The organism is Pyxidicoccus fallax (assembly GCF_012933655.1).
Classification (GTDB): domain Bacteria; phylum Myxococcota; class Myxococcia; order Myxococcales; family Myxococcaceae; genus Myxococcus; species Myxococcus fallax.
Window position 1 is genome coordinate 26,348 of the sequence record NZ_JABBJJ010000022.1, and the last position, 19,111, is coordinate 45,458.

The 19,111-nt window shown below is 71.6% G+C and carries 13 protein-coding genes; 7 read left to right on the forward strand and 6 right to left on the reverse strand.

Annotated features, from left to right (window positions below):
- Positions 1-2 precede the first annotated feature (2 nt).
- Positions 3-3,149, forward strand: coding sequence for an efflux RND transporter permease subunit (locus HG543_RS07065; RefSeq protein WP_169343916.1), 3,147 nt, complete (start codon positions 3-5; stop codon positions 3,147-3,149).
- Positions 3,136-4,410, forward strand: coding sequence for a TolC family protein (locus tag HG543_RS07070; protein ID WP_169343917.1), 1,275 nt, complete (start codon positions 3,136-3,138; stop codon positions 4,408-4,410). Before HG543_RS07065 ends, HG543_RS07070 begins: the two co-directional genes overlap by 14 nt.
- A 10-nt stretch (positions 4,411-4,420) precedes the next feature.
- Here HG543_RS07070 and HG543_RS07075 read toward each other — a convergent pair whose 3' ends face one another.
- On the reverse strand, positions 4,421-6,166 hold the full coding sequence (locus HG543_RS07075; protein WP_169343918.1) for a SulP family inorganic anion transporter: 1,746 nt from the start codon (positions 6,164-6,166) through the stop codon (positions 4,421-4,423).
- 198 nt (positions 6,167-6,364) lie between these two features.
- Here HG543_RS07075 and HG543_RS07080 point away from each other — a divergent pair, with 198 nt between their 5' ends.
- From HG543_RS07080 to HG543_RS07095, 4 genes are all read left to right on the forward strand, one after another.
- The gene (locus tag HG543_RS07080) at positions 6,365-7,429 is read left to right on the forward strand and encodes a hypothetical protein (protein ID WP_169343919.1); all 1,065 of its coding nucleotides are present in this window, start codon (positions 6,365-6,367) and stop codon (positions 7,427-7,429) included.
- Positions 7,430-7,500: 71 nt separating this feature from the next.
- Positions 7,501-9,261: an AsmA family protein gene (locus HG543_RS07085; protein ID WP_169343920.1), complete on the forward strand. Its 1,761-nt coding sequence runs from the start codon at positions 7,501-7,503 to the stop codon at positions 9,259-9,261.
- A gap of 108 nt (positions 9,262-9,369) precedes the next feature.
- Positions 9,370-11,733: an arylsulfatase gene (locus HG543_RS07090; protein ID WP_169343921.1), complete on the forward strand. Its 2,364-nt coding sequence runs from the start codon at positions 9,370-9,372 to the stop codon at positions 11,731-11,733.
- 216 nt (positions 11,734-11,949) lie between these two features.
- Complete coding sequence (locus HG543_RS07095; RefSeq protein WP_246356824.1) at positions 11,950-12,966, forward strand: formylglycine-generating enzyme family protein; 1,017 nt, start codon at positions 11,950-11,952, stop codon at positions 12,964-12,966.
- Positions 12,967-12,976: 10 nt separating this feature from the next.
- Here HG543_RS07095 and HG543_RS07100 read toward each other — a convergent pair whose 3' ends face one another.
- Together HG543_RS07100 and HG543_RS07105 are read right to left on the reverse strand one after the other, a co-directional pair.
- Positions 12,977-13,867: a hypothetical protein gene (locus HG543_RS07100; protein ID WP_169343922.1), complete on the reverse strand. Its 891-nt coding sequence runs from the start codon at positions 13,865-13,867 to the stop codon at positions 12,977-12,979.
- 14 nt (positions 13,868-13,881) lie between these two features.
- On the reverse strand, positions 13,882-15,030 hold the full coding sequence (locus tag HG543_RS07105) for a hypothetical protein (RefSeq protein WP_169343923.1): 1,149 nt from the start codon (positions 15,028-15,030) through the stop codon (positions 13,882-13,884).
- A 217-nt stretch (positions 15,031-15,247) separates the two neighbouring features.
- On the opposite strand from HG543_RS07105, the gene HG543_RS07110 reads away from it, so the two are divergent.
- The gene (locus HG543_RS07110) at positions 15,248-16,507 is read left to right on the forward strand and encodes a threonine/serine exporter family protein (protein ID WP_169343924.1); all 1,260 of its coding nucleotides are present in this window, start codon (positions 15,248-15,250) and stop codon (positions 16,505-16,507) included.
- Here the strand turns inward: HG543_RS07110 and HG543_RS07115 are convergent.
- The 3 genes from HG543_RS07115 to HG543_RS07125 all read right to left on the reverse strand — a co-directional run bounded on the left by HG543_RS07115 (position 16,485) and on the right by HG543_RS07125 (position 19,052).
- Positions 16,485-17,507: an HAD family hydrolase gene (locus HG543_RS07115; protein ID WP_169343925.1), complete on the reverse strand. Its 1,023-nt coding sequence runs from the start codon at positions 17,505-17,507 to the stop codon at positions 16,485-16,487. The two genes, HG543_RS07110 and HG543_RS07115, sit on opposite strands and share 23 nt — an antisense overlap.
- A 95-nt stretch (positions 17,508-17,602) precedes the next feature.
- Complete coding sequence (locus HG543_RS07120) at positions 17,603-18,445, reverse strand: neuromedin U (protein ID WP_211193783.1); 843 nt, start codon at positions 18,443-18,445, stop codon at positions 17,603-17,605.
- Between the two features lie 121 nt (positions 18,446-18,566).
- Entirely contained in the window at positions 18,567-19,052 is a 486-nt protein-coding gene (locus HG543_RS07125) for an MgtC/SapB family protein (RefSeq protein ID WP_169343926.1), read from the reverse strand.
- Between the last annotated feature and the right edge of the window lie 59 nt (positions 19,053-19,111).

Genomic DNA, 19,111 nt, shown 5'->3' on the forward strand with positions numbered 1-19,111 from the left:
CCATGCTGACCCGAGTCATCGACTGGTCGCTGGCGCACCGGTGGGCCGTCCTCCTCGCGACCCTGGCCCTCGTCATCTCGGGGCTGCTGGCCTTCCGCGCGCTGCCCATCGACGCCATCCCGGACACCACGCCCACGCAGGTGCAGGTGAACACCGTCGCGCCGGCCCTCACCCCCATCGAGGTGGAGCGGCAGCTCACCATCCCCGTCGAGCAGGCGCTGTCGGGCCTGCCCCACGTCAGCGAGCTGCGGTCCATCTCCAAGTTCGGCCTATCGCAGGTGACGCTCCAGTTCAGCGACGGCACGGACCTGTGGTTCGCGCGGCAGCAGGTGGCCGAGCGCCTGGGCCGGGTGCAAGTTCCGGCGGGCATCGAGCGCCCCTCGCTGGGCCCGGTGGCCACGGGCCTGGGCGAGGTCTTCCACTATCTCGTCAAGAGCCGGACGAAGAGTCTCGAGGAGCTGCGCACCCTGCATGACTGGGTCATCGCGCCCCAGCTGCGCAGCGTGCCCGGCGTGGCGGAGGTGAACGCCTGGGGCGGCGAGGAGAAGCAGTGGCACGTCGTCGTGGAGCCGCGCCGCCTGCGGCAGTTCAACCTCTCGCTGGGAGACGTCTACCGGGCGCTGGAGGAGAACAACGGCAACGTGGGGGGCGGCGTGGTGGAGCGCGGGGGCGCGGCGAGCCTCGTGCTCGGCGTGGGCGTGCTGGAGGACGGCAACGCCATTGGGGACGTCGTCGTCGCGGCGCACAACGGTGTGCCGGTGCGCATCCGCGACGTGGCCCGCGTGGAGGTGGGCCATGAAATCCGCCGGGGCGCCACCACGGCGGACGGCGAGGGCGAGGCCGTCCTGGGCCTGGGCTTCATGCTGGTGGGAGAGAACTCCCACACGGTGACGGAGGCGCTGGCCCGGCGGCTCGAGGAGGTGAAGCGCACCCTGCCCCAGGACGTCACGGTGGAGCCCGTCTACGAGCGCACCGAGTTGGTGGACCACGTGCTGCGCACGGTGCGCACCAACCTCCTGGAGGGCGCGCTCCTCGTCATCGCCGTCCTCTTCTGCTTCCTGGGCAACTGGCGCGCGGGGCTCATCGTCGCGGCGGCCATTCCCCTGTCGCTGCTGTTCGCCTTCAACGCGATGCTGCGCTTCGGCATCGCCGGCACGCTCATGTCGCTGGGGGCCATCGACTTCGGACTCGTCGTCGACTCCTCCGTCATCCTCGTGGAGAACGCGGAGCGGCGGCTCGCCGAGGCCCGAGGGGAGCGCACCCTCCTGGAGGTGGTGCGGGATGCCGCCGTCGAGGTGCGCAAGCCCACCCTCTTCGGTGAGCTCATCATCATGGTGGTGTACCTGCCCATCCTCGCGTTGGAAGGCGTGGAGGGAAAGCTGTTCCGCCCCATGGCGCTCACCGTCATCTTCGCCCTGCTGGGCAGCGCGCTGCTCTCCATGACGCTGATGCCGGTGCTGGCCTCCTTCGCGCTGAAGCGTGGCGTGCGGAGTCACCACGAGCCGCGCCTCGTCCGCTTCCTCAAGCGCTGCTACCAGCCGGTCCTCGAATGGGCTCTCAGCCACACCCGGGCCGTCCTCGCCGGCGCGGGGCTCCTCATCGTGGGCGCGGCTGTCGCCGCCACGCAGCTCGGCAGCGAGTTCGTTCCCCGCCTGTCCGAGGGCACGCTCGTCATCAACACCGTGCGCCTGGCCGAGGTGTCCCTCACCGAGTCCGTGCGCTACGGAAGCCAGATTGAAAAGGTGCTCCTCGCGCGCTTCCCCGACGAGGTGCGGCGCGTGTGGACGCGCACCGGCACAGCCGAGGTGGCCACGGACCCGATGGGCATCGAGCTGTCCGACGTCTTCATCACCCTGAAGCCACGGGAGCAGTGGAAGCGGGCCACCACGCAGGACGAGCTCGTGGCGGAGATGAAGGCGGAGCTGGCGGACCTGCCCGGGATGCGCATGGCCTTCCTCCAGCCCATCGAGATGCGCGTCAACGAGATGATTGCCGGCGTCCGCGGCGACGTGGGCATCAAGCTCTTCGGAGACGACCTCGACGTGCTGAAGGCCAAGGCCCGTGAAATCGAGGGCCTCGTCAGGGCCATCCCAGGCGCCGCCGATGTCACCGTGGAGCAGGTGACGGGCCAGCCCGTGCTGGAGGTGACGGTGGATCGGGCGGCGGTTGCGCGTCACGGCATCCCGACTCGCGCGGTGCTCGACGTGGTGGAGGCGGTGGGCACACGGACCGTGGGCGAGGTGCGCGAAGGCGAGCGGCGCTTCGACCTGGCCGTGCGCCTCTCCGAGGAGTACCGGGACGACCCGGCGAGGCTGGCCACGGTGCCGGTGACGGCGCCGGGCGGAGAGCGCGTCCCGCTGGGGCGTCTGGCCTCCATTCGCGAGGTGTCCGGCCCTACCACCATCCAGCGCGAGTGGAGCAAGCGCCGCATCGTCGTCCAGGCCAACGTGAGAGACCGGGACCTCGGCGGCTTCGTCGAGGAGGTGCGCCACACGCTGGAGCAGAAGCTGGAGCTGCCGGCGGGCTATTACCTCCGTTTCGGCGGACAGTTCGAGCACCTCGAACGGGCCCAGGCGCGTCTGCTCATCGTGGTGCCCGCCGCGCTGGCCCTCATCTTCCTCCTGCTCCACCTCACCTATCGGCGCGTCCTCGACTCGCTGCGCATCTTCGCGGGCGTGCCCTTCGCCCTGGTGGGCGGCGTGCTGGCGCTGCTGCTGCGCGGCCTGCCCTTCTCCATCTCCGCCGCGGTGGGCTTCATCGCGCTCTCGGGGGTGTCGGTGCTGGGAGACATGGTGCTCGTCTCTCGCGTGCGCGGTCTGCTGGACCGTGGCCATGCTCCGAGCGACGCCATTCGGGAGGCGGCCCTCTCGCGGTTGAGGCCCGTGCTGATGACGGCCGCGGTGGCCGCCATCGGGTTCCTGCCCATGGCGCTCAACACGGGGATTGGCGCGGAGGTGCAGCGGCCGCTGGCCACCGTGGTGGTGGGCGGAATCCTGTCCTCGACGCTGCTGACCTTGCTGGTGCTGCCCGTGCTGTATTCGGTCTTCGGCGCCGCCCGGGGAGGACGGGGCGAGAGTGAAGCGCTTGTGGATGGGACCGAGGGCGACCCCGCCGACGAAAAGGAGGAGCCGGTCCATGCCGCGCTCTGAGAAACGCAGCGGTGTCCTCCTGCTGGCGTGGGTGCTCCTGGTCGCGCTGCCTGCCCATGCGGCGGAGCGCGCGCTCACGCTGGACGAGGCGCTGCGCCTTGCCCTGGAGAGGAACCCGGACGTCCGAGCCGTGGAGGCCGAGGTCGGTGCGGCCCGGGCGCGGCAGGCCGGCGCGAGCCTGCTGCTGCGCAACAACCCGGAACTGGAGGCCGCGCTGGGGCCCCGTCGGGACGGAGGCGACAGCACGATGCAGTATGGCGTGTCCCTCACCCAGCCGGTGGAGGTGGGTGGACAGCGGGCGGCACGCAGGGAGGAAGCACAGGCACTGCACATCGCCGCCGAGGCCCGGCTCGTTGCGCAGCGGGTGTCCCTGGTGGCCCAGGTGCGTGAGGCCTTCGGTCGCGCGCTGGCCGCTGGGGCGCAAGTCGAGCTCGCGGCCGAGGCGGTGGAGCTGGCCGGCCAGGCACTCCAGGCCGCCGAGGAGCGCTACCGGGAGGGAGATGCCTCGCGCATCGAGGTGAACACGGCTCGGGTGGAGGCCGGCCGTGCCCGGCGTGAGCGGCTGGTGGCCGAGGGCCGGCGGAAGGTGGCGCTCGGGGCCCTGATGCTGCTGGTGGGGCTGGAGGCCGACGAGTCCGTGGCCGTCCAGGGAACGCTGGAGCCGGCCTCGACCGGCCCGCTCCCGGAGCTGTCCCAATGGATGACACGTGCCCGCGACGGCCGGAGGGAGCTGGTGGTCGCACGCGAGGAGCTGCGCGCGGCCGAGGCGGGAGAGCGGCTCGCGGCTCGCGAGGCCATTCCCTCTCCGCGGCTCGGCGTGGCCTACAACCGCGAGGAGGACGCTCACATCGTCCAGGGCACCCTGGGGCTCACCCTGCCCCTCTTCCAGCGGAACCAGGCCGAGCGTGGCGCGGCGCGGGCCCGTGCCATCCAGGCCCGCGCCGCGCTGGAGGGCATGGAGCGGCGCGTGGCGCAGGAGGTGCAACTCGCCATGGAGCGGCGCCGCGTGGCCGATGAAGCACTCCGGTCCTTCACCGGTGAAGTCCTCGAGGCGGCACGGGAGAACGCGGAGCTGGCCACGGAGGGTTACCGGGCCGGGCAGCTCGACTTCCTCCAGCTGGTGCTGCTGCGCCGCGAGGCGCTCGAGGCCCGGCGCGGCCACATCGAGGCGCTGGAGGAACTGAACGCGGCCAGCGCGGAGCTGGAGCGCGTGGTGGGCGCTGGGCTCCCCGCCCTGGCCAACGAGGAAGCCCGGCACTGAAGCCCCAACGTCAGTGCACCGTGGGAGGAGCAGGCGGCGCGGCGTGGGGCGGCTGTCCGGCGGCCCGGGCCTGTTCCTCCAGGAAGGCGCGCACCGCCGCCTCCACCGTCGGATGGAGGTGCTCCGGCCCCAGTCGCTCCGCCAGCCCCGAGCGCCGCAGCATCCTGCGCAGCGGCGCGCGGGCCTCGGCGATGACCAGGGTCACCCCCTCCTCCTCGAACTCCCGCCGCAGCTTCTCCAGCCCTTCCGCCGCGGTGATGTCCAGGTCGAACACGGCGGACGCATCCAGCAGGAACCACCGCACCGGAGCGAGCGAGCCGGCCACCAGGGCGCGGGCCTCCTCGCGCAGGTGGCGCGCGTTGGCGAAGAAGAGCGGCGCGTCGAAGCGGTAGATGATGAGGCCGGGAATCGTCTCGGCGCCCGCGTACCGCTCGACGTCGTGGTAGCCGGGCATCCCCGCCTTCTTTCCGAGCACCGCGTCGTGCGGCCTCGCGGCCCGCCGGATGAGGTCTCCCAGCGCCAGCACCACCGCGATGAGGATGCCCTGGAGGATGCCCAGCACCACCACGCCCACCATCGTCACCACCGCCAGCACCGCCTCCACGGGCCGCACGCGCCACAGCCCGACGATGGCGGGCACGTCCATGAGGTACACGGCCGCCACGATGACGATGGACGCCAGGGCCACCATGGGCAGGTTGCGCAGCAGGGGCGTGAGGAACAGCGCGAAGACGAGCACCACCACCGAGGCCAGCACCCCCACGAGCTGGGTGCGCCCTCCCATGGTCGCGTTGACGGCCGTGCGCGAGTCGCTGCCCGTCACCGGGAAGCCCTGGGTGAAGGCGTTGGCGAGGTTGGCGGCCGCCTGCCCGAGGAACTCCTGGTTGCTGTCCATCCGGTAGCGGAACTTGTCGGCGAAGATGCGGCCCGTGAGCACGGAGCTGGCGTAGTTGACGAGCGTCAGGCTGAAGGCGGCCGGCAGCAGGGCGCGCACGTCTCCGAAGCCCACGGACGGCAGCCCGAAGGCCGGCGGCTCCGCGGAGATGGTGCCCACCACCTTGATGCCACCGTGCGCGAGCTGGAACAGCTCGCCCGCCACCGTGGTGAGCACCACCAGGATGAGGGGACCGGGGGCCCGGGGCAGCAGCCGCCGCAGCAGCACGAGCACGCCGATGGAGCCCAGGCCCAGCAGCAGCGTCGGGACGTGGACCCTCGAGAGGCCCGCCCCCACCTCGTAGACCTGCCCCGCGAAGCTGTTGGCATGGCGCTCCAGCCCGAACAGCCGCGCGAGCTGGCTGCCGATGATGATGAGGGCGGCCCCGTTGATGTAGCCCACCAGGATGGGCTTGGACAGGAAGTCCGCGAGCGCGCCCGCCTTGAGCAGGCCCCCGAGGAGGCTGACGACGCCCACCAGCAACGCGAGCAGCGCCGCCAGGGAGGCATGACGGGCCGGGTCGGCTCCCGAGCCCACCAGCGCCAGGGCCGACGCGCTGATGATGGCCGCACCCGCCTCGGGACCGACGATGAGGTGACGCGAGGGCCCAAACAGGGCGTAGGCCAGCATGCCCGCGACCCCCGCGTAGAGGCCCGCCGCCGGGCGCACTCCGACAATCTGCGCGTACGCGAGCCCCTGGGGAATCAGCATCGCGCCAATGGTGAGCGCGGAGAGCACGTCCGCCCGGAGCCACCGACGCGGGTAGTCTCGAAGCTGTTGCAATCCGGGGACCCGTCGTCGCACCGCCGGCCACATGTGCATGCGTGCCTCCCCGGGGTTCGACGGCGCGCATGTCGACGTCACCGTGCGGCAAAGCTGGACCTCGCGCTCCATGGCGGCAACACGGGCAGGGACGAGGGAGGTCTGGCCTCCGGGGGGGGACAACGCGCGGATGTCGACGCATGGCACCGCTCTCGGTCCGATGGTCGCAGCGGGCCACGCCTCCCACGTTGGTCACCCATGACACCGACCACTGTGGGACTGCTCTTGCTGCTGGGAATGGCTCCTACCGAGAATGCGTCCGCCGCTGAACGCGACACCGTCGCGGAAGCCCCGGCGTGCCACGACGACGATTCCCGTCGGCTGGGCGGCCACACCTTCCTGTTTCCCATGCTCCAGCAGAGCGCCTTCGTGACCACGCACGTGGGCCTGCGCGAGGGCATCGCGCGCTATGACGTGCCGGACCTGCCCGTGGGCCGGCTGGGCAGGACGGACGTGCTGCTCACGGGTGTCCAGCAGACGCTCGACCTGGAGCTGGCCGTCACGGACTGGCTGGGCCTGGCGGGCTTCGCCCGGGGCACCGTCATCACCGGGGCCAACACCCGCTCGCTGCTGGTGGACGGCGCGTCGGTGAACCTGGTGGGCCAGGCGGGCGCCATCGTGCGCGTGTGGCGCAACGCGAACAGTGGAACGCAGCTCTCGCTTCGCGGCAACTTCGGCTACGAGGACGGCAGCGAGGTCACCGTCCTCCCGCTCGTCAGCGGCATCCTGAACAACCCGCTGCTGACGCTCGAGGACGTGGTGCAGGGCAGCCTCGGCGAGTTCATCCTCGTGCCGAGAACGGAGACCTCGGTGAACGGGGGCGCGTTCCTGGCCCAGGCCCTCGGCCGGACGTTCTCGCTGCAGGCCGCCGCCAACGCCGAGTACGGGTGGCGGGAGCGCGAGCCCTTCGACGCGGAGGCCGGAGGCCGCGTCACCCAGAAGACCCATGCGGCGCGCGTCAACCTCACGGCCGCGCTCACCGCGGACTTCTCGCCCCATGGCGTACCCGTGGCCCTGATGGGCGAGTACCTGTTCTCCTTTGGAGAGGAGACCGAGGTGGGCCTGCCCGACAGGACCTTGAAATCCAGCACCGTCGCACTCGGCGTCTACTACTCCGGCAGGCCCAACCTGCAGGTGGGCCTGGGGGCGGTGACCACCTTGAACGCCGCGCCCCGCTTCGGGCTTGGCGAGGCGGACCAGCGGCTCGAGTCTGACGACCCGACGCTCAGCTATGGCCAGCTCATCCTCCGCTACATCTGGTGAGCCCCGGCCGAGGTCCACCCGGGCGGATGGCCCCGCCCGCGCGCATGCCCCGCCCGCGCTGGCGCCGGTGGTTGCGTGTCCTCGCCTGGGCGATGGGCGGCGTGCTGTTGCTGGAGGTGCTGCTCAACCTCGCGCTCAACACCCCCCTCGTCCCGGCGCTCGTCCACCGTGCCACCCCGCGGACCCGGCTGGGCTGGAGCCGGGCCTGGTGGCCGTGGCCGGGGCAGCTCCAGGCCCGCGACTTCTTCCTGGAGCGGCGCGACGCGCACGCTCGCTGGCGCGTCGAGGCGGAGGACGTGGAGGCACATCTCGACGTGGTCGCCCTGTTCCGCCGCCAGCTCGTGGTCGAGGGAGTCCGGGCCCGGGGCGTCCGTGCGCGGGTGGAACCCCTGCCGTCCGGGGAACAGGCTCCGCCGAAACCTCCCAAGCCGCATCCCTGGCGCATCGAGCTGCGCGGCCTGGAGGTACAGGCCGCGCGTGAGCTCGTCGTCGGCACCGTGCGCTACACCGGCCCCGCGGAGGCTCGGGGCACCGTGCGCCTCATCGCCGGTCAGCGGCTCACGGTGGAGGCCGGGCAGCTCCGGCTGACGGACGGCTTCGTGGAGGTCCAGGGACACCGGGCCGCGCGGCTGGAGTCGCTGTCCACGAACTTCTCGCTCGAGGCCTTCCGGCGCGCTCCGGAAGGGTGGGAGGTGTTCGGAGGACTGAGCGGGCGGCTCCAGGCGAAGGCGGACCTGCTCGCCCTGGACTGGCTCGGAGCCAGCCTGCCGCCGCACGCGCGGGTGGACCTGCGAGAGGGCGCCGGCACGATGGAAGCGGAGGTGCGCATCCAGAAGGGGGTGCTGGAGCCTGGCAGCCGCGTGGAGGCCCAAGGGGCTCCGCTCCAGCTGTGGGTCGGCCCCGCGCACGCGCGGGCGCCCTGGCGGGTCCACGGCACGGTGGAGGCGGACGCGGATGGCGAGGCGCGAGGCCGGCTCCGGCTCTCCTTCTCCTCCGTCCACGTCGACGGGCCCCACGCGCGGCTGCTGGAGCTGCCCGAGGTGGCCCTCACCTTCCACGCGGAGCCCCGCCTGGGGCTCGCGGCGCCAGTCATCCAGCGGGAGCTGCACGTGGCGCCCAGCAAGCCGGTGGACCTGCGGATGCTCAACGCCTGGACGGGCCAGACCTTCCGCGTGGACTCCGGCAGCGCCACCCTGAAGGCCTCCGGCCACGGCGACTCCGAGCACGCCCGCGGTTCGCTGCGCCTCACCGTGGACTCCGACCTCGTCGAGGCCCGGGCCGGGGACACCCGGCTGCTCGGGCGCGCGTCCGCGGAGTTCGACACACGGCGGCTCTCGCTCCAGGGAAGGCGCGTGGGGCTGGATGGGACGACGCTGTGGCTGAGCCAGGTGTCCGCGGACCTGGACACCGCGACGCTCCGCGGGTGGAGCGGCACCTTCTCCCTTCCCCAGGCCACGCTGTTGCTGTCCCCCCCGGAGCTGGAGGCCCGGTTCTCCGGCCGCTTCGCCAGCGCGGCCCCCTTCGTCGCGCTGCTCACCGGCAGCAAGAAGCTGCCGCGCTTCCTCGCCCCGCTGCTCCAGGCCCGGGAGCTGGAGGTGACGGGGCGGGTGCTGCTGGGCCCGCCGGGCCTCCAAGTGCGGGAGCTGCGCATCACCGACGAGAACCTCCAGCTCCAGGGCCGCATGGACCTCTCTCGCGGCGCCACCCACGCCCTGGTGCTGGCCACGCTGGACGGCATCACCGGCGCGGTGGAGGTGACGCCCGAGGACACCCATGTCCAGCTCCACGACGCAAGGCGCTGGTACGAGGAGCGGCTGGCGGCGCCGCCCTGACCGTGCGCCCGGGACACTGCGCGGCGCCATGGGGCGATGGGTTGGAGGGTGGCACGGACCTAACTCCCCGACACCGGACACAGCCCCCCGGACGGAGGCACAAGACTCATGGCTCGGCCTGACGACATCCCGCGCGAAATCCTGCCCATTCCCGACACCCAGCCCTCCGGGCTGCTCACCTACGACGCCAAGGACCCGAACGCGAAGTTCCCACCCATCCGGGATATTCGGCCGCCGAAGGGCGCGCCCAACGTGCTCATCGTCCTGCTGGACGACGTGGGTTTCGGGGCCTCGAGCGCCTTCGGCGGCCCGTGCCAGACGCCCCACTTCGAGAAGCTGGCGGCCAGCGGCTTGAAGTACACGCGCTTCCACACCACCGCGCTGTGCTCGCCCTCGCGCGCCGCGCTCCTCAGCGGACGCAACCACCACTCGGTGGGCATGGCCGGCATCACGGAGGCCGCCACGCCTCCGCCCGGCTACAGCTCGGTGCGCTCCAACGCCAAGGCGCCGCTGGCCGAAATCCTCAAGCTCAACGGCTACTCGACGGCGCAGTTCGGCAAGTGCCACGAGGTGCCGGTGTGGCAGACGAGCCCCCTGGGCCCCTTCAACGCGTGGCCCAGCGGCGGCGGCGGCTTCGAGCACTTCTACGGCTTCATCGGCGGAGAGACGAACCAGTACTCACCCTCCCTCTACAACGGCACCGTCCCCGTGGAGCCGCCGGACGACCCGAACTACCACCTCACCGAGGACCTGACGGACAAGGCCATCGCCTGGGTGCGCCAGCAGAAGGCGCTGATGGCCGACAAGCCCTTCTTCATGTACTTCGCCACGGGCGCCACCCACGCGCCGCACCACGTGCCCAGGGAGTGGGCGGACAAGTACAAGGGCCAGTTCGACGACGGCTGGGACACGCTGCGCGAGCGCACTCTCCAGCGGCAGAAGGCGCTGGGCGTCGTCCCCAAGGACGCGAAGCTCACCGCCCGCCACGAGGGGATTCCGGCCTGGGAGGACGTCCCCGCGGAGATGAAGCCGGTGCTGGCGCGGCAGATGGAGGTGTACGCCGGCTTCCTCTCGCACACCGACCACCACGTGGGCCGCCTGCTCGCCGCCCTCCAGGACCTGGGCGTGATGGATGACACGCTGGTGTACGTCATCATCGGCGACAACGGGGCTAGCGCCGAGGGCACCCTCCAGGGCACCTTCAACGAGCTGCTGTCCCTCAACGGCCTGACGCGGGTGGAGACGCCGGAGTTCCTCCAGGCGCGCATCGACCAGTTCGGCGGCCCCCACTCGTACAACCACTACGCGGTGGGCTGGGCGCACGCCATGAACACGCCCTACCAGTGGACCAAGCAGGTGGCCTCGCACTGGGGCGGCACGCGCAACGGCACCATCGTCCACTGGCCCAACGGCATCGACGCCCGGGGCGAGCTGCGCCACCAGTTCTGCCACGTCATCGACGTGGCCCCCACCCTCCTGGAGGCCGCGCGCATCCCCGAGCCGCGGATGGTGAACGGGGTGACGCAGAGTCCCATGGAAGGCACCAGCATGCTCTACAGCTTCGACGACGCCCGAGCGCCGGAGCGCCACGAGGTGCAGTACTTCGAGCTCGCCGGCAACCGCGGCATCTACTTCAAGGGCTGGTCCGCCGTGACGAAGCACCGCACGCCCTGGGAGACGGGACAGGTGGAGCTGCCGCCCTTCGACGACGACGTCTGGGAACTCTACGACGGGAGCAAGGACTGGACGCAGGCGAACGACCTGTCCAGGCAGATGCCGGAGAAGCTGCGCGAGCTGCAGCGGCAGTGGCTCATCGAGGCCATCAAGTACAACGTGCTGCCGCTCGATGACCGGGGCGCGGAGCGGCTCAATGCCGACCTCGCCGGCCGGCCCCAGCTCGTCCGCGGCAGGTCGCAGCTCCTGTTCAGCGGCATGGGCCGGCTGAGCGAGAACAGCGTCATCAGCGTGAAGAACAAGTCGTTCTCCGTCACCGCCGAGGTGGACATCCCGGATGGCGGCGCCGAGGGCGTCATCATCGCCCAGGGCGGCAGGTTCGGCGGCTGGAGCCTCTACGCCAAGGGAGGCCGACTGAAGTTCGCCCACAACTTCGCGGGCCTGGAGACCTACCACACCGAGGCCACGCAGCCCGTGCCTCCGGGACGGCACCAGGTGCGCATGGAGTTCCGGTACGACGACGGCGGCGTGGGCAAGGGCGGTGACGTCACGCTGTTCCACGACGGCAAGGCGGTGGGCTCGGGCCGCGTCGAGCGCACGCAGCCTTTCACCTTCTCCCTCGACGAGACGACCGACGTGGGCAGCGAGACGGGCACTCCCGTGTCCGCGGACTACGACCGCCGCGGCAGCGTCTTCACGGGGAAGATTCACTGGGTGCAGATAGACCTGGGCAAGGAGGACGCCGACCACCTGGTCTCTCCCGAGGAGCGGCTCAGCGTCGCCATGGCGAGGCAATAGCAACACGGATGCCCGTTCCACCCGGGCGTGCACGGGCAGTCGTCGCGACCCCGAGTCCCCCGGGCGCGCGGCCGGCGGTGGCCGCGCGTCCTCGCCAGGCGTCCACTTCTGGCCCAGACCCTGCCCGTGGGGGCCGGTGCCTTCGGCCCCGTGTCGGTTCAGATTGCCACCCGTGGAACGTGGAGCCCCATCCCCGCCCTTCCCGAGGAGCCAGGCATGAGCACCGACATGAGCAGCGAGGCCGTGAGGCTCGACCCGGAGCCCTCCGGCGCTTCCGAGCCCTCCGCGGGCGAGGCCCCCTTCCCCGACATGGTGTGGATTCCCGGCGGCACCTACTGGATGGGCTCGGACCACCACTACCCCGAGGAGGCGCCCGCCCACCAGGTGACGGTCTCCGGCTTCTGGATGGACCGCTTCACGGTGACGAACATGCAGTTCGCCCGCTTCGTGGACGCCACGAAGTACGTCACCGTGGCCGAGCGCCCGCTGAACCCCGCGGACTACCCCGGCGCGCTCCCGGAGCTGCTGGCGCCCGGCTCGCTCGTCTTCCGCAAGCCCCCCGGCCGTGTCGACCTGCGGGACATCTCGAACTGGTGGGCCTACGTGCCGGGCGCGTTCTGGAGGCACCCGGAGGGGCCCGGCAGCAACCTCAAGGGGCGCGGCAAGCACCCCGTGGTGCACCTCGCCTTCGAGGACGCGGAGGCGTACGCGAAGTGGGCCGGCAAGGCGCTGCCCACGGAGGCCGAGTGGGAGAAGGCCGCGCGCGGCGGACTGGACCGGCGGGAGTACTGCTGGGGGGACGAGCTCGCTCCCGGCGGCAAGCACCTGGCCAACACCTGGCAGGGCGAGTTTCCCTGGCAGAGCCTGCGCGAGGACGGCTTCGAGGGCACCTGCCCCGTGGGCAGCTTCCCGCCCAACGGCTACGGCCTGCACGAGATGGCGGGCAACGTGTGGGAGTGGACCACGGACTGGTTCCAGTCGCGCCACACCGGCAACAAGGGCAAGGCGTGCTGCATCCCCGTCAACCCGCGCGGGCCCGCCCAGCCGGCCGGCAGCCAGGACCCGGCCCAGCCCCAGGTGAACATCCCCCGTCGCGTGCTCAAGGGCGGCAGCCACCTGTGCGCGCCCAACTACTGCCGACGCTACCGCCCCGCCGCGCGCTCTCCGCAGGCCGTGGACAGCGGGGCCTGCCACATCGGCTTCCGCTGCATCGTGCGGCCCGCGGCCCCGTGAAGCCGCGCCCTCAGGTGGGAACGCTGCCGGGAGGCAGCCGGCCCGCCCGCTCCGCTCGGCCTCGCCGCTTCGCCCAGGCCTTGTAGGGAATCAGCCCGAGCAGCCGGACCAGGACGATGGCGCCCACCACCGCCGCCACGTGCAGCGCCTGGAGGCGGGGGTAGCTCTGGGTGATGATGGTCATCGTCAGCGCCGGCGGGGCGAGCGCGGCGGCCAGGGCCACGGCCTTGCGGTCCTCGAGCCGCGGCCCGCCCGCCCAGTGTCCCAGGAAGGCCGAGGCGGACACGAGCACCAGCAGCGCCAGCACGGTGGCCCCCCCGAGGTCCCGCAGGCGCGGCGCCGCCAGGTAGATGCCGAGCACCGCGACCGCCACCAGGAGCACCAGGAACAGGCGGTTGCCCCACACGGCCAGCACCTTCGCCACGCGCGGGAAGAAGTGTTGGATGGTCATTCCCACCAGCAGCGCCGGGAAGATTTTCACCAGCAGGGTGCTCAGCACCAGCCCGGGACGGGCCTGGAGTTCCAGGCCCATCACCCGGTCCAGGATGGCGACCCAGAGGGGCACCGAGACGAGGGTGCACAGGAGCAGCAGCAGCAGCAGGTTGAGCGACGTGGTGACGCTCGCGCCCAGGGACTTCGCATGCCTCACCAGCAGGGGCGCCCCGGGGCAGACGGCCGTGAGGACGATGGCGCCCGCCGCCACTGGAGGGAGCCTGAGCAGCCGCACCAGCGCGTACGCCACCAGCGGCACCGCCACCAGTATCACCGCCAGGGCCCGCCCGTAGAGCGCCGGACGTTGAAACACCTGCCGCAGCTCCGCCGGGCGCGCCGCCAGCCCGGTGCAGAACGTGAACAGGACGATGGTGTTGGACAGGGCGAAGATGGCGATGGCTCTCAACATGCTCCACTCCCCTTTCAGGGCAGCCCTTCGTGAATCTGTTTGAGGACCTTGAGGAACTCCCGGTCCAGCATCAGCAGGATGGCCAGGGGCGCGAGCGCCGCCCCGACGACGGCCACCAGCGAGCGCGGGTCGAACGGGAACAGGCGCATCTTCCGGGCGGTGACGAAGGCGCTGCCCAGGTCGGCCAGGGAGGAGAATTCGGGCGCCCCCAGCAGCTCGCCGCCTTCGCGGTCGGCAAACCACTTCCGCTCGAAGCGCCGCGAGTGCCAGGCGGCGAGCTCGGAGAACCGCAAGTCTCCCCGGCGCTTGGCCCGGACGAGCTGGGGCGTGAAGAAGCCCAGGGGCGCGTAGACGACGATGGCCGAGATGCCCCCGAGGACCGCCAGGGGAACGAGGTACGGCAGCGGCATGCCCACGACGCCATCGGGCTGGTCGCCCCACACTTCCGAGGCCACCGCCGCGGCCAGCGCGAACACCACGGGCGCGAAGCTGGCCTGGCAGATGGCCAGGAACCCCAGGCCCCCTGTCATGTCCGGATGCGTGGGCACCAGCGTGAGCGGCAGCCGCGAGACGCGAAACAGGAAGCGGGCCCACAGCACGCCGCGCCACAGCCAGCGCAGCGCCAGGAATCGGAACAGGGGCTGGCTCACCGCCAGGTACCACCAGCCCGCCAGCGATGGGGACTCCCCCACCCCGTCGAAGATCCACGTCCGGGCGGGGTCGTGCCGTGACAGGAGCCCGAGCGCGAAGGCGGCCACCAGCAGGCAGACCTCGGCGAGCGCCCTGTCGCGCCAGCGCATCGCGTCGCGCGCGGCCTGAACGAAGGCGGGCCGGCTCCCCACCCCCACCAGATGGGAGGCGAGGAACTGGCGCGCGGCCAGCGAGAGGCGCCCGTCGACATACGGCTCGGCGGCGATGAGCACCGCCAGCGCGAGCAGCAACTGGGCGTGGACCTGCAGCTCCGAGAACAGGGCGTCCAGCGCCGTGCCACCCCGGAGCAGCGTGAGGAGGGGGATGGGCAGCCAGGCCAGCATGACGAGGGCCAGCGTGCACCGGAACCCGCCAGGCCGCTCGGACGGGACGAGGCGGAGCGCGCGCTCGACCCTGAAGAGCGGCCCTCCCTTCAAGAGCGAGAAGTCGGGAAGTGGAGCGGACACGTCCATGGGCTGGCATCCACGCAGTCACGGGAGCCCGGCCAGGCGGGCATCCGCGGGCACCCTCCACACAACGGTGCGTCCGCGCCACGGGATTGACAATCCAACCATTCGTCCTGGGGCTCGCGTGCTCCTGCTCGGGTTGGATGACAGCCCCCGCTCGCGGGCAGAGCTTCACGGCATCCGGAGCGCAGCCCGCGCCCGCCGTCTCGCCAGGAGGCTCCCCATGAGTGAACCCGCCACACCCCCACCGCGGGGCGAAGAGGACCAGGCCGTGGCCTTCCTGCTCGACCTCGTGCGGGCGCTCCACCTCGCCTACCTGCCCGCTCACAGGCTGGAGTCACTCGCGCGGGGGGCCGCTCGAGGTCTGGGACTGCGCATGGAGCTCTTCACGCTCCAGAGCTTCGTGGCGACGGAGACCACCTCTGGAAACCAGCGGCGGGTGGACATCGAGCGCCTGCCCTTCAACCCCCACTGGAACCTCCGCCGGACGTCGGGCCTGCTCCTGCTCACCCGCGCGGTGACGGCCGGGCAGCTCACGCTGGCCGAGGCACGCGCCGAGCTGGACCGCATCCTCCACCAGCCCAGGGCCTGGCCGGAGTGGCTGGTGTTCGTCGCCTACGGCGTGTACGGCGCGGCCGTGGCCGCCCGGGTGGGCGGGCGGTGGTGGGAGATGGCCGCAGCGGGCGTCATCGGCGTCCTGGCGGGCCTCATCCACTTCGGCACGCTCCGATCGATGCGCATCGACCTGCAGAAGAGCTTCCTCGCCGCGTTCGTCGGGACGCTGGTGGCCCTGGGCCTCGCTGAGGTGCTGCCACCCTTCGACCTGGTCCGGGCCCTCTTCGGTGGGGTGACGCTGCTCATCCCCGCCATGGTGGTGACGCTGGGCGCCGACGAGCTGGTGAGCGAGTCGGTCGAGGCGGGGATGTCACGCCTCACCTACGGGCTCCTGCGCTTCCTGCTGGTGGGCGTGGGCCTCATCGCCGCGTCCCGGCTCTGGACGCTCTTCCTGCCGCCTCCCGCCCACCTCCAGGCGAGCCCGCTGCCCGAGCCCGTGGTGCTGGCCCTCGTGGCGCTGGGCGGCGTCGCGCTGACGGTCTGCATGGGCGGCCAGCAGCGCGAGCTTCCATGGATTGTCGGCGCGGCGCTGCTGGCCTTCGGCACCCAGGAATTGACGAAGCTCCTCGTCGGGGGACGCGGCAGCCCGCTGCTGGCGTCCTTCGTGCTGGGCGTCGCCGGGGCCCTGTATGCCCGGCTCCCCGGGAGGACCGCGACGACCGTCATCATGCCCGGACTGCTCCAGCTCGCGCCGGGCTTCCTCGGCACCCAGGCCGTCGTGGCCCTGCTCCGGCCGGGAGCGCCCGCCTCCGGAGAGAACTTCTTCGACGTGCTCCTGGTGGCGGCGCAGATCGTCATGGGGCTGGTGTTCGCCTCCGCCCTCGCCCAGCCCCGGCCCCAGGCGCTCAAGGAGGAGGCGCGGACGTGACGAAGACGGTCTTCCAGTCGTCGCGCATGCTGACGACCTGCCAGCCGCCCTCCCGCGCCGCGCGCAGGGAGGCCCCGTCCTTCTCCTGGTAGGCGAACTCCCTCGCCGCGTCGTCGTGGTTGACGAGGAGCTGGAACGAGGGCCCGCGCCGCTGCCGCGAGGCCTCCAGCATGGCGATGTCTCCGCCGCTGCGGACATTGCCCGCGACGAACACCGGGGGCCGGCCGATGTGCAGGTCGTTGCCCACCGGCTTGCCCTCCTTGTCGTTGACGTGGTCCACGCGGGGCTCGCGCCAGAGCACGTCCCTGCCGCCGCGCTTCTCGTACTTCGTCTCCAGGCTGCTGCCGATGACCTGCGCTGGTGGGACGCCGTACAGCTCCTCGGAGAAGACCCGCATGAAGTCGATGCCCCCGCCCGAGCTGACCCATGTCTGGAAGCCGTTGTCACGCAGGTACTGGAGCAATTCGAGCATGGGCTGGTAGGCGAGCTGCGTGTACGGCACGCCGAGCTTCGGGTGGCGCGCGGTGCGAAGGAATCGCCGCACCTCCGCCTGGAACTGCTCCTGCGTCATGTTCGCGTGGGTGGCGGCGAACAGCTCCATCAGCGCCTTCTCGCCCCCCTCCATCAACGCGTCCACGTCCCGCTCCAGCACGGCCTTGTAGGGCTGCCGCTGCCGGAGCGAGGGGTCCTTCTCGACCAGGGCCTGGACCCGGTCGGCCAGGAAGGCGCCCTGGACGGCCGGCTTCTCCTGCCACAGCGTGCCGTCGTTGTCGAAGACGGCGATGCGCTGCTCCACCGGGAGGAAGTCCGGGCCGCCCTCCTTCGTCACGCGGGAGACGAAGTCGATGAGGGCCTGCTTCACCGGGCCGTCATTCCATGACGGGAGCGGATCTGCCTTCGCGGCCTGCGCCCGGGTGGCGGCCGGGAAGACCAGCCCGAGGGCGAGCACGAGCGCGATGAAGGGGGAGTGACGGCGGGGACGGCGCGGGAGCTGGGACATGGATGGGGGCACCTCTCCCGCGACACGCTGGGCCCGCCGTGTCGCCCGCGCAACGCTCGCGGGGAGCCGGGCGGAGGGGGTTCCGGTGGGGCCGCCTACTGCTTCGGCTTCGAGCCCTTGGGAAAGAGGAACGCGAGCTGAAGGCGCAGCTGCCAGTCGGCGCCACCGTCCGGACGCACGACGTTGTAGTACGCGCTCACCGAGCCGTTGAGGGACTGCCCGCCAACCTTGAAGACCTTGCCGGCCCCCGCGCCGAACGGCACGACCCACTTGTCCTCGTCCGCCTCCCAGTTGGCGGTGAGGATGGGCGCCGACGTCACGTACCAGCCGCCTGGCAGGTTGTAGGTGATGAAGTATTGCAGGAGCAACTGGTTCACGGATGCCCGGTCTTCACTCCCGAAGACGGACCACACGTTGTTGGCCAGCACGCCCACCGACCAGGGCTCGGGCTGGACGAGCACCACCGCGGAAGGTCCGATGGACCACTTCCCCGTGCCCAGGACGTCGTCCGTCGCCGTGGGCAGCAGCAGCGCCGGTCCCACGCCCCAGATGAGCGCCCCGGGCTTCGCGGGTGCCACGAAGAACGTGGCGGACGTGTCTCCCAGCCCGAACGTGCCCCCGCTGTCCGCGGCCACATCCGGCTGGTAGGCGATGGGCAGGATGACCCGGGTGATGAGGTTCCAGTCCAGCGTCAGCGGCAGCGGCACCACGGGCTGGATGTTGAGGGTATTGCGCACCCGGTTGAACGGACCGATGCCGAAGTCCACATTGTCCTGCAGCGGCACGCTGATGAGATTCGCGACCGGGTTCTGAACGGCCTTCGCCAGGTCCTGCTCGGCGGGTGGTGTCTCCGGCGCTTGCGCCAGCGAGACGGGCGCCCACGCCAGCAATCCCAGGAGCCCGGCCCCCACGCCCACGTTCCGCCGCCATGAGCGCATCACTCCCTCCAGTCCTCTGCCGGGCAAAGCTGCGAAGCCCCACCCGGCCTGCCCATGGCCCCCGGGTCGCACGTCCCTCCGGCGGGAGGGAACGAGAGGAGGATGAAGCCGAGCACCCGCCTCACTGATGCCCTGGCTCCTCGTGCCCTCCGCGACGCTCCCGCGGCCGGCGCAGGCGCCTTCTGCGGTGGAAGACCCTGCGCTCCAGCAGGCCCACCAGCCAGCTCGTGAGGGCGACGGAGGGGGCCACCACCGAGGCGAGCAACGGGCTGCCCAGCGCCACCTCGCACCCCACGGCCGCAGCAATCCAGATGGACGCGGCCGTCGTGATTCCGAAAATGGCGCGCCCCTTCTTGAGGACGCTCGCCGCCCCCACGAACCCGATGCCGGAGGCGATGCCCTGGATGATGCGGAGCGTTTCGGCCTCCCTTCCCACCAGGTTCGCCCCGGTGGTGCAGAACAGCGCGGCGCCCAGCGTCACCAGGTAGTGGGTCCGGACGCCACCCGGCCGCTTGCGGTACGGCAGGCCCAGGATGATGCCCGCGCAGCCCGCCACGAGCAGCCGCACCAGCAACTCACCACTCCCGACTTCTCCCAGCCCGTCCACGGCGGCTCCCGGCCATGACGTCGGCGACGTGATGCGCTCACGCGCGGCAGGGAGGCCCC

Excerpts from the sequence above, each read along its gene's own strand:
- HG543_RS07100 (WP_169343922.1), bottom strand. The coding sequence starts at position 13,867 with ATGTTGAGAGCCATCGCCATCTTCGCCCTGTCCAACACCATCGTCCTG.
- HG543_RS07075 (WP_169343918.1), bottom strand. The coding sequence starts at position 6,166 with ATGCACATGTGGCCGGCGGTGCGACGACGGGTCCCCGGATTGCAACAG.
- HG543_RS07065 (WP_169343916.1), top strand. The coding sequence starts at position 3 with ATGCTGACCCGAGTCATCGACTGGTCGCTGGCGCACCGGTGGGCCGTC.
- HG543_RS07115 (WP_169343925.1), bottom strand. The coding sequence starts at position 17,507 with ATGTCCCAGCTCCCGCGCCGTCCCCGCCGTCACTCCCCCTTCATCGCG.
- HG543_RS07080 (WP_169343919.1), top strand. The coding sequence starts at position 6,365 with ATGACACCGACCACTGTGGGACTGCTCTTGCTGCTGGGAATGGCTCCT.
- HG543_RS07105 (WP_169343923.1), bottom strand. The coding sequence starts at position 15,030 with ATGGACGTGTCCGCTCCACTTCCCGACTTCTCGCTCTTGAAGGGAGGG.
- HG543_RS07095 (WP_246356824.1), top strand. The coding sequence starts at position 11,950 with ATGAGCACCGACATGAGCAGCGAGGCCGTGAGGCTCGACCCGGAGCCC.
- HG543_RS07120 (WP_211193783.1), bottom strand. The coding sequence starts at position 18,445 with ATGCGCTCATGGCGGCGGAACGTGGGCGTGGGGGCCGGGCTCCTGGGA.
- HG543_RS07110 (WP_169343924.1), top strand. The coding sequence starts at position 15,248 with ATGAGTGAACCCGCCACACCCCCACCGCGGGGCGAAGAGGACCAGGCC.
- HG543_RS07070 (WP_169343917.1), top strand. The coding sequence starts at position 3,136 with ATGCCGCGCTCTGAGAAACGCAGCGGTGTCCTCCTGCTGGCGTGGGTG.
- HG543_RS07090 (WP_169343921.1), top strand. The coding sequence starts at position 9,370 with ATGGCTCGGCCTGACGACATCCCGCGCGAAATCCTGCCCATTCCCGAC.